Genomic DNA, 10,813 nt, shown 5'->3' with positions numbered 1-10,813 from the left:
CTGCAGGTAATGAACTGAGTTTTTCCAGGATTCTTGATCTAGACCAATAGAATTCAGTTTCTTCATTGAATATAATGTAGATGCTGGAAAAGCCGAAAATAGACGAACTACGGATGGACTTTACTCCAGGAATTCCTAATAGATAGGTAGTAAGTGGGTAAGAAATTTGATCCTCGATATCCTGTGGTGATCTACCCGGCCATTGGGTGAAAACAATTTGTTGATTTTCACCAATGTCGGGAATGGCATCCACGGGTACAGGATCTGATGGAAGCGATCCTACTTTCCAGCCGAATGGAGCTGTTACAATTCCCCAAGCTATCAAAGCGATAAGCAGAAGAACGGTAACTAACTTGTTTTCAAGAAAATACTTGATAATTGAGTTAAGCATGAAATAATCCTAAGAAAATGGAATACTGGATAAACTTTGCTACAAGCAATTGGGCTCATAGAAAAAAGTTGGTCTTTATGACCTTGGTTTATCTATCCGGATTAAATCAAGAATGATTGGAAAAGAACTGTATAGTCCTTATCAATCGCGGGGGGAGATATAAATACGTTGGAATACTCAGTTGAAGTAACTGGGTCAATTCCGAAAATAAATACTTGGGTGAAAGCTGCTACAAAAATAAGTTGGGCAGCGTCAAGGTGTACTATTTTAAGATTCTGGTCACTATCGTTATGAACGAGTTCGAAACTATTTTGGCAGCATTCATCAGCATTGCTTAAACCTTCATGATCACTTGAAGGAGATTCCGATTGATGTTTCATTCCGCAATCCAAATTTTTTGCAGAAAGACCAATTGCATTTAACATCTCAGATCCCATGCAAATATGGCTGCTCTTCGCCAAACCGATGTTTGCGAAAAGAAGTAAGAATGCTAAAACTATGGAAAATGATTTCTTCACTGTTACAATTATAGGCTTTTCACATGAGAATGAAAATAAATCCAATTGAATTCTAAAACACGTAATAATCCAGATAAGGTTATTGTTAATAAAAAAAAGACATAAAAAATTCTACCCTTGCTCAGAATGGGGCGTAGCTATGCCTTTTCATTTGAATCTGGGTTTAGCGCTTTTCTGCAATAGCCTTGCACTACTTTATTTCATAGATTTGCAGAACATGAAAATGATAAGAAACAGATCTTTTATTGCTTTGCTCCTTTTGGGGATGCTATCGATGAATTTCGATCTATGTTGTCAGATTCAAAAAATCCCGTTTTTACTTTCACATTTTGGGGAGCATAAAGTTTTGCATGGCGACTCCGTATTTGAATTCGTAGTAGAAGATTATATTGATCATGGATCAAACAATACCAGCCATGATGAAGAAAGTCATGAAAATTTACCTTTTCATGGAAATCATACCTGTTCACACGCTCCCATCTATTTCTCTTTAATAAATGATTTTTCTGTAGTCCGGTCTTTTAATGAAAAAGTAGAGCCAGCGACTTACTATACCTTTCTTTTTACTTCACCGGTTTTAGGTGAACTCTTTCAGCCTCCTCGGAGCTAAATTTCCCGTTTCACACCAGATTTACCCTTTTCGATCAGCTCTTTTCAATTGACTGATCAAGTCTGTTGTGCTCAGTTTTTTCTAAGGGCACCTGTGCCCATTTCCATTTTATTTCATAAAAATTAATTCCTTATGCTGGATAATATAATCCGGTTTTCAGTTAATAATAAACTGATTATCGGCCTACTTACCATAGGATTAGTCATTGTGGGAGGGTATTCACTTACTCAGCTTCCCATTGATGCTGTTCCTGATATTACCAATAATCAAGTTCAGGTAATCACTACCTCTCCTTCTCTGGCTGCTGAGGAAGTTGAGCGGCTTATTACATTTCCCATTGAAATCACAATGGCAACTATTCCCGACATAGAAGAAATCCGAAGCTTTTCCCGTTTCGGACTTTCGGTAGTTACTATTGTCTTTGAGGAAAATGTGGATGTCTATTGGGCAAGACAACAGGTCAATGAACGGATGTCCGAAGTCAAAGAACAAATTCCTCCAGGTATTGGAGCTCCCGGAATGGCCCCGATCACCACAGGTCTTGGCGAGATTTATCAATATGTAGTCGGTGTCGAGCCAGGCTATGAAGATAAGTACGATGCGAGAGAACTGAGAACTATCCAAGATTGGATTGTAAGAAGACAACTACTTGGTACACCTGGTGTTGCAGATGTGAGCAGTTTCGGAGGTTACCTTAAGCAATACGAAATAGCAATTGAACCGGACAGATTGAAATCTTTAAATGTTTCGATCGCCGATATTTTTAAGGCGCTTGAAGATAACAACGAAAATACCGGTGGGGCATACATTGAGAAAAATCTAACCGCCCTATTCATACGGAGCGAAGGATTAGTGGGATCTTTTGATGATATCAATAATATCCCAGTTCGAGTTAATGAAAATGGCATTCCGGTATTGATAAAAGATGTAGCTAATGTCCAGCTGGGAAGTGCTGTACGGTATGGAGCAACTACCCGAAATGGCGAAGGAGAAGTTGTAAGCGCAATTGTGATGATGCTGAAAGGAGAAAATTCAGCAGAAGTTATCGATAATGTGAAAGCAAAAATTGCTGAAATAAAAAACACACTTCCAGAAGGAGTAACAATAGAACCGTTTCTAGATCGCTCAAAGTTGGTGGATAACGCAATAGGCACGGTTAGTAAGAACCTAATAGAAGGAGCACTGATTGTAATTTTTGTTCTTTTGCTGTTGCTGGGGAATTTACGAGCGGGTCTAATAGTGGCGTCAGTCATCCCGCTTGCGTTGTTATTTGCCTTCTCATTGATGAATTTATTTGGAGTGTCGGGGAATCTGATGAGCCTGGGAGCGATAGATTTTGGGTTGATTGTAGATGGGGCTGTGATTATCGTTGAGGCCACCTTGCATCATTTAGGATTGGTGAAAAAAGAAAGAAAGCTGACCCAGCTTGAAATGGACGAGGAAGTATTCCTGTCTGCAAGCAAAATCCGAAATTCAGCCGCTTTTGGTGAAATCATCATTCTTATAGTATACCTCCCGATTCTAGCATTGGTCGGCACAGAAGGCAAGATGTTCAGACCTATGGCTCAGACAGTTGCATTTGCAATTCTTGGCGCATTTATTCTTTCTCTTACCTATGTGCCAATGATTTCAGCTCTTTTTCTGAGTAAAAAACTGAGCAACAAGCCCAATATCTCTGACAAAATCATGAATTTTTTCCATGGTTTCTACGACCCGTCCATCCGGTGGGCTATGCATCATAGAGGTATAATAATGAGTATCGCCTTGTTATTATTACTGATTTCAGGATGGGTTTTTTCCAGGATGGGTGGAGAGTTTATCCCAACCCTTGAGGAAGGAGATTTTGCGGTGGAAACACGTGTAGTTACGGGGTCATCTCTTCAGAATACCATAAAGGCAACAACTCAGGCAGAAAAGATTCTTCTGGATCAATTCCCGGAAGTAGTTGAAGTAGTATCAAAAATTGGAGCAGGTGAAATTCCCACCGACCCGATGCCTGTGGAAGCAGCCGATTTGATGATTGTCTTAAAGGATAAAAGTGAATGGACTACAGCAACTAACAGGGAAGATTTAGCGAATAAAATGTCCGAAGCGTTGGCGGTCCTGCCAGGCGTCAACTTTGGTTTCCAGCAGCCCATTCAAATGCGTTTCAACGAATTGATGTCCGGCGTTCGCCAGGATGTGGCAATAAAAATATACGGAGAGGATTTAAACCGACTTTCTGAATATGCCAATCAGATAGGTCAGATAGCGAGAGGTGTAGAAGGGGCGGAGGATATCTATGTAGAAGAAGTGACGGGAGTTCCTCAAATTGTGATAGACTATAAGCGGGCACAATTGGCAAAATATGGCTTAAGCATCAAGGAAGTGAACCGTTCGATTCAGGCTGCTTTTGCCGGGGCTTCCGCTGGAAAAGTTTACGAAGGGGAAAAGAGATTTGATCTAGTGATCAGACTTGACCAGACCAAAAGAAATGAACTGGAAGATGTTCAAAATTTATTTATTGCCCGAGCAAATGGAGATCAGATTCCCCTGTACCAAGTAGCAGAAGTCTCCGTGAAAGAAGGACCTTATCAGATTCAGCGGGATGACACCCAACGGAGAATTGTGGTGGCTTTCAATGTGAGAAATAGGGATGTGGAAAGTATAGTCAATGAAATTGAAGCTAAAATTGACAAGGCTGTGAATTTCGACACGGGTTACTTTGTCACATTCGGTGGACAATTTGAGAATCTTATTGAGGCCAAAGCCAGACTGGGTATTGCCGTTCCTCTGGCGCTCTTACTCATCTTCGTTTTACTTTTCTTCACTTTCGGATCTATCAAACAAAGCGTATTGATATTTACTGCGATACCGCTTTCCGCCATTGGTGGGATCTTCGCTTTAACTATACGGGGAATGCCTTTTAGTATTTCTGCAGGGATAGGTTTTATCGCACTTTTCGGAGTAGCGGTGCTGAATGGAATTGTACTGATAGCTGAATTTAACCATCTGAAAAAAGAAGGGATCACGGATATATTTGAGCGAATCTATTCAGGTACACGTACCAGACTAAGGCCTGTGATTATGACAGCTTCTGTAGCATCCTTGGGCTTTTTGCCTATGGCACTCTCTTCTTCAAGTGGAGCAGAGGTTCAAAAACCATTGGCCACAGTAGTCATCGGTGGGCTAATCACTGCCACGATTCTGACTTTGGTGGTTCTGCCTGTTTTGTATTACTATTTTGAAAAAGGATTCAGGAAATCCACAGGCAAAGTAGGATTGCTGGTCATTACATTTTTGACTGTTATAAATATGTCAACTTTCGCTCAGGAACCTCAGCGAATTTCTTCAGTGGACCAGGCAATAGAACTGGCTCTGGAAAACAATCCCAATGTCAAAGCAGAAGCGCTGAGGCTGGAGCAGCAGCGGGCTTTAAAAGGGGCAAGCTGGAACATAGGCAAAACTGCTGTGGATATGGAGTACGGTCAGACCAACAGTTCATTTACCAATGATACCCGTTTTTCAGTTTCACAAACCTTTGAATTCCCGACTACTTATAGCAGACAAAATGGACTTGCTGAGTCCAAAGTAACTTCAGGTGAATTGGCCGTGGAAATGAGTAAAAATGAACTTACAAGAGCCGTAAAGTCAACCTGGTTTGCCTTATTGACGGCAAAGGAAAGGGGTAATCTACTAGTCAGACAGGATAGTATCTATTCCCGGTTCGCATCAGCTGCCACCCTCCGCTTTGAGGCAGGGGAAACCAATCTGCTTGAAAAGGCAACTGCCGAAGCAGAGGTAGCTGAAATCCAGGCACTACTGGCTCAGAACAAAGCAGATATTGAAATCTACTCTAAGAGGCTGAAAATGCTTTTAAACACTGAAGTAGAGATTGAATCTGAAATGGGAATACTGGAACAAAAGTCATCACCCCTCTCACTATCTTCTATAAGTGTGGATAGTAATCCAACGTTAGCCTGGGTTCAACAACAAATTGAAATAGCAGAAAAGGAAAAGTCAGTGGAGAAATCCAGGTTGATGCCTGACATTAAAGTTGGGTATTTTAATCAATCTCTAAATGGCCCAGGCGAAACCGTGGCAGGTGATCCCAAATTCTTCACCTCCAAAGATCGTTTCGATGGTTTTCAGGTAGGATTAGCTATTCCGGTTTTCAGCATAAAATCTCAGTCCGCAAATATAAAATCCAAAACCATTCGGATAGCCGAAGTGGAACAGGAAGAAGAGGCATTTACCAACGAGCTTGAAAATCAATTAACCACGTTACTTCTTGATTACGAAAAATTCCAGACCAGTTTGGATTTTTATGAAACCAATGCTTTACCTCAAGCTGAGCTGATTTTAAAACAGTCGCAGCGGGGCTTTCAAAGTGGTGAAATTGGGTATGTGGAATATATCCAAGGACTAAGCAGAAGCTTAACCGTGTCTTTTAATTACCTGGATCTACTTGATAAATCCAACCAGGCTCTTATTCAGATCGAATTCTTGTCGGGAATCAATTAACTCCAATTAAATAAATATGAAATCGAGTATGAGTGAAAAGTCATTCAGAAGAATGAGTCTAAACCCTTTGAGATTCCATAGTACCAATACTAAAAATCATTTAAAATGAAAAAATATATCATAAACAGCCTAATTACCTTGACGATCGCTGGTATTATAGTTTCCTGTAATTCCAAGATTGAAAGTGTTGAAATTCAGGGAGAGCACGAAGAAAATGAATCCAGAGTAGAACTGTCTCAAGCGCAATATGAGGTAACAGGGATTGAGCTGGGCAAATTGGAATTTAAAGAAATTGGAAGTGAACTTATGGTGAATGGGGTGATCGATGTCCCCCCGCAGAACAATATATCCATTACCATGCCCTATGGAGGTTTTGTGAAAAACACCACGCTTCTTCCCGGCGATGCTGTCAAAAAAGGACAGCTGCTTGTAACGATAGAAAATCCTGATTTCATTCAATTTCAACAGGACTATTTAGAGAGTCTGGCTAACAGCTCCTATTTAAAATCTGAGTACGAGCGTCAGGAGAAATTGTATGGTGAACAAGTGGCTTCCGGAAAAACCTTTGAAGAATCAAAAAGTAATTTTCTGGCCAATGAGGCAAGAATAAAAACTTCCAAAGCACGGTTAACAATGATTGGTTTTGATCCTGGGAAAGTGGAAACAGGAGAAATTAAATCTGTAGTAAATATCTATTCCCCTGTTGCCGGTTCGGTGCTGGACGTTTATACCAATATTGGCAAATATGTCAGTCCGCAGGATGTGATCATGGATTTAACCAATTCGGATGATTTGCATGTGGAACTTTCTGTCTATGAAAATGACATTACTAAAATTAAAAAGGATCAACGCATCAAATTCAATATTGCCAATACGGATGAAGAATGGAGAGAGGCGCATGTGTTTTTGGTAGGTAAGGGAGTCAGAAAAGATAGGTCAGTAACCGTTCATGGTCATTTTGACAGCAAGAATACTGATTTGCTCCCAGGAATGTATGTGACTGCCAAAATAGAAACTGCAAGTGAAAAAGCGCTAGTAGCGCCAAATGATGCAGTTGTACGGTTTGGAGAGAAACATTTTATTTTTTCCTATTTGGGACAGCGGGATGAAAACGGGAAACCCGCCTACGATTATGAGATGATAGAAGTGATAATGGGGAATAATGAAGACGGGTTTACTGAGGTGACATTATTGGATTCCGCCCGTGCCTATGAGGAAATCAAACTGGTAACTAAGGGAGCTTTCACACTACTTTCAAAAGCTAAAAACAGCGAAGAAGAAGGTGGACATCATTGAAAAACAAAGGAAAAATACGCTAACTGATTTATGAAATCATGGAAAAGGAAAAAGTAGAACATTCAGGGATATTCGGAAAAAATAGTGAATTGATTTTCTCAATTTGTTGTGGTGCTCTTTTGGGGATCGGGTTTGGTCTCAGTTTTATAGAGTCCGTACCTCAATGGGTTAGTCTTGGAATGTATATAGGGGCCTATTTTTTTGGAGGGTTCTATACTGCCAAGGAAGCAATTGAGACCATTCTTAAAGGTGGGTTTGAAATAGATTTTCTCATGTTGGTCGCAGCCATTGGTGCTGCGATCCTTGGGGAATGGGCCGAGGGTGCTTTGCTGCTATTTTTGTTTAGTCTCGGGCATTCACTGGAGCACTACGCTATGGGAAAAGCACATAAATCTATTGAGTCTTTAGCAACTCTAGCTCCTAAAACTGCCTTGAAAAAGGATGAGAATACTACCAAAGAAATCGGTATTGAAGAATTGGAAATTGGGGATATTATTTTAGTCAAGCCCAACACTCGTATAGCTGCTGATGGAGTAGTAATCAAAGGTAGTAGCGCCGTTGATCAGGCCCCCATCACAGGTGAGAGTATTCCAGTGGACAAAGTTGCTATGCAAAATGCAGATTCAAATGAATTATCTCTTAAAGATGTTCCTGAAGAAAGCCGTGCATTTTCAGGGACTATAAATGGAAATGGAACCTTGGAAATAAAGGTGTTGAAATTAGCCACGGACTCCACCGTATCAAGATTGATCACCTTAGTCAACGAAGCAAAGGCACAAAAGTCTCCTACTCAGTTACTCACTGATAAATTTGAGAAGTATTTTGTCCCTTCGGTATTGGTTTTGGTGGTGATACTATGCTTTGCTTTTTTAGTCATTGATGAGTCTTTTAGCCAAAGCTTTTATAGAGCGATGGCTGTTTTGGTAGCTGCGAGTCCTTGTGCATTGGCCATTGCTACACCCAGTGCTGTATTAAGCGGTATAGCCCGTGCTGCCAAAAAAGGAGTATTGATCAAAGGGGGGAGACCCTTGGAAGATTTAGGTGTTTTGACTGCAATCGCTTTTGATAAAACAGGAACACTCACTGAAGGGAAACCCAAAATCACAGAGGTGATTGCTCTGGAAGGAATTTCCACCGAAGAATTACTTGGAGATGCTATAGCAGTGGAAGAGCTGAGTGATCACCCACTTGCCAAAGCGGTAGTTAGAGACGGTAAAGAACGAATGGATGGCAAAGAAATTCCCAAAGCTGATTCATTGGAAGCAGTGTTGGGAAAAGGTATTAAGGCTAATGTGGGTTCGGATAAAATCTATATCGGAAACCTGGATTTATATGAAGCGCTGGATGATAAAAAACCTTCTAATGAGGTAGTCAAAAAAATTGAAGAATTGGAGTCCAATGGAAATACAACTATCCTCATCAGGAAAAATGACACCTATATGGGTATCATTGGACTGATGGACACTCCTAGGGAATCGGCCAAAGCTACCTTAAGGGAACTGAAGGAGATTGGAATTGAAAAGATGATCATGCTCAGTGGCGATAACCAGAAAGTCGCAGATGCAATTGCCAATGAGGTTGGACTGACTGGTGCAAGAGGAAGCCTACTGCCTGAAGAAAAAGTAGAAGCTATCAAGCAATTAAAGCAGTCAGAATCCAAAATCGCCATGGTCGGCGACGGGGTAAATGATGCTCCGGCTATGGCTGCAAGTACCGTAGGTATTGCCATGGGAGCAGCAGGTTCTGATGTAGCTATGGAAACTGCAGATATTGCATTGATGGCTGATAAACTTGAAGTATTGCCTTTTGCAATTGGGCTAAGTAGAAAAGCTAAGGGGATTATTAAACAAAACCTGTGGATCAGTTTAGGTGTAGTAGGTGTATTGATTCCTGCTACGATCTTTGGATTTGCCTCAATAGGAATTGCTGTACTTATCCATGAAGGATCTACGATAGTCGTTGTAGTAAATGCATTAAGGTTGCTGGGATACCAGAGAAAATGAATTAACCATAGGGAAGGAGTGTAATCAATCCCCACATAGGGTGGGGATATTTACTTAAAAACAATAGTATGCTGCAGATACTAGAACAGACTGAAAACAATATCATAGCAACGAAAGCCTCAGGAAAATTAACTGAAGTTGATTACAAAAAGCTATTGCCATTATTGAAGAACGCGCTCGACAAACATTCCAAAATTCGATGGTATTTTGAAATGGTTGATTTTGAGGGATGGGAACTGAAAGCCTTTTGGGAAGATGTGAAATTTGATGCAAAACATGCCAATGACTTTGATAAAGTGGCCATGGTAGGTGAAAAAATGTGGGAAGAAAAAATGTCTGACCTAATGGTTTTTTTTTCTTCTGCTAAAGTTAAATACTTTGATATTTCAGATAAAGAAGCTGCGTTAAAGTGGATTAAAAAATAACAGCTAGACAGTAGCAAAAAAAGATAACAATATTAGACAGCCTTTTTCCTGAATCTAGCCTTTACCGTGTTAGAAGTCACAGGAGGTTTGATTTCAGGCAGATTCATGCAATTTTAAGCGATATAGATACCGAACATACCAACATTGATCTGAAGAGTTCTGATTGATAATATATACTTAAATCTTAAAAATCTTTCATTCTAAAGATAAGCTAGTCAACATGCATAAAACAATCTTTGAGATAACCAAAATGGACTGCCCTTCGGAGGAGAATCTTATCAGGATGAATTTGGACGGTATTTCCAGTATTGAGAATTTGGAATTTGATATTGCTAACCGGAAACTGACAGTTTTTCATCAAGGGGAAATTGAAGCAATCGAAAAGTCTATTGTGGACTTAAATTTAGGTGGAAGGAAGATTTCCACCGAACAGACTGACCAAGAGGTCTTTAAAGAACACACTCACCAAAAAAAGTTACTATGGTCTGTCCTTGCAATAAACTTTGCATTTTTTCTAATCGAAATGACCACGGGAATTATTTCCAAATCTATGGGGCTGGTTGCCGATAGCTTGGATATGCTTGCGGACAGCTTTGTGTATGGGATTAGTTTATTTGCAGTGGGGGGAACAATATATAGGAAAAAGCGGATTGCTAAATGGGCTGGATATTTTCAAATTATACTTGCGATCATAGGATTTGTAGAGGTATTAAGAAGGTTTTTTGGAGTCGAGAAGCTTCCGGATTTTTCAACAATGATTATTGTCTCAATTCTTGCTCTTATGGCGAATGGAATTTGCCTTTACCTGTTGCAAAAATCGAAAAGCAGAGAAGAGGCTCATATGAAAGCAAGCATGATTTTTACATCAAATGATGTAATTATTAATTTAGGTGTAATTGCCGCCGGCCTATTAGTTTATTGGCTAGAATCAAGTACTCCTGATCTGGTTATAGGAACAATTGTTTTTGTCCTGGTTGTTCAAGGGGCATTTAGAATTTTAAAAGTGAGCAAGTAGAAAAACATGAAGTGATTTTATTCGAAATAACGGTAGGTAAGGATAATTTCAG

The 10,813-nt window shown here is 40.1% G+C and carries 8 protein-coding genes; 6 read left to right on the top strand and 2 right to left on the bottom strand.

The features are described from left to right. Together AACZ73_RS22980 and AACZ73_RS22975 are read right to left on the bottom strand one after the other, a co-directional pair. Positions 1-391, bottom strand: a 391-nt coding sequence (locus AACZ73_RS22980) for an efflux RND transporter permease subunit (RefSeq protein ID WP_339881412.1), incomplete at its 3' end; no start/stop codon positions are given. 101 nt (positions 392-492) lie between these two features. Next, on the bottom strand, positions 493-909 hold the full coding sequence (locus AACZ73_RS22975) for a hypothetical protein (protein WP_339881410.1): 417 nt from the start codon (positions 907-909) through the stop codon (positions 493-495). A 217-nt stretch (positions 910-1,126) separates the two neighbouring features. Between AACZ73_RS22975 and AACZ73_RS22970 the strand changes: the two genes are divergently transcribed. The 6 genes from AACZ73_RS22970 to AACZ73_RS22945 all read left to right on the top strand — a co-directional run bounded on the left by AACZ73_RS22970 (position 1,127) and on the right by AACZ73_RS22945 (position 10,761). Next, the gene (locus AACZ73_RS22970) at positions 1,127-1,519 is read left to right on the top strand and encodes a hypothetical protein (RefSeq protein ID WP_339881408.1); all 393 of its coding nucleotides are present in this window, start codon (positions 1,127-1,129) and stop codon (positions 1,517-1,519) included. A 132-nt stretch (positions 1,520-1,651) separates the two neighbouring features. Beyond that, the gene (locus tag AACZ73_RS22965; protein WP_339881407.1) at positions 1,652-6,022 is read left to right on the top strand and encodes a CusA/CzcA family heavy metal efflux RND transporter; all 4,371 of its coding nucleotides are present in this window, start codon (positions 1,652-1,654) and stop codon (positions 6,020-6,022) included. A 105-nt stretch (positions 6,023-6,127) separates the two neighbouring features. Beyond that, complete coding sequence (locus tag AACZ73_RS22960; protein ID WP_339881406.1) at positions 6,128-7,318, top strand: efflux RND transporter periplasmic adaptor subunit; 1,191 nt, start codon at positions 6,128-6,130, stop codon at positions 7,316-7,318. 38 nt (positions 7,319-7,356) lie between these two features. Then, entirely contained in the window at positions 7,357-9,321 is a 1,965-nt protein-coding gene (locus AACZ73_RS22955) for a heavy metal translocating P-type ATPase (RefSeq protein WP_339881404.1), read from the top strand. Positions 9,322-9,389: 68 nt separating this feature from the next. After that, a complete protein-coding gene (locus tag AACZ73_RS22950; protein ID WP_339881402.1) occupies positions 9,390-9,746 on the top strand; it encodes an STAS/SEC14 domain-containing protein in 357 nt (118 codons plus the stop codon). Between the two features lie 220 nt (positions 9,747-9,966). Then, positions 9,967-10,761, top strand: coding sequence for a cation transporter (locus AACZ73_RS22945; protein ID WP_339881400.1), 795 nt, complete (start codon positions 9,967-9,969; stop codon positions 10,759-10,761). The last annotated feature ends 52 nt before the right edge of the window (positions 10,762-10,813 follow it).

It is taken from the genome of uncultured Algoriphagus sp., from assembly GCF_963974835.1.
Classification (GTDB): domain Bacteria; phylum Bacteroidota; class Bacteroidia; order Cytophagales; family Cyclobacteriaceae; genus Algoriphagus.
Note: the sequence above shows the minus strand (reverse complement) of the source record. Positions and strands in the feature narration are given on the sequence as shown.

Bases quoted from the DNA above. Each gene is read 5' to 3' on its own strand.
- AACZ73_RS22970 (WP_339881408.1), top strand. From the start codon at position 1,127: ATGAAAATGATAAGAAACAGATCTTTTATTGCTTTGCTCCTTTTGGGG.
- AACZ73_RS22965 (WP_339881407.1), top strand. From the start codon at position 1,652: ATGCTGGATAATATAATCCGGTTTTCAGTTAATAATAAACTGATTATC.
- AACZ73_RS22960 (WP_339881406.1), top strand. From the start codon at position 6,128: ATGAAAAAATATATCATAAACAGCCTAATTACCTTGACGATCGCTGGT.
- AACZ73_RS22955 (WP_339881404.1), top strand. From the start codon at position 7,357: ATGGAAAAGGAAAAAGTAGAACATTCAGGGATATTCGGAAAAAATAGT.
- AACZ73_RS22950 (WP_339881402.1), top strand. From the start codon at position 9,390: ATGCTGCAGATACTAGAACAGACTGAAAACAATATCATAGCAACGAAA.
- AACZ73_RS22945 (WP_339881400.1), top strand. From the start codon at position 9,967: ATGCATAAAACAATCTTTGAGATAACCAAAATGGACTGCCCTTCGGAG.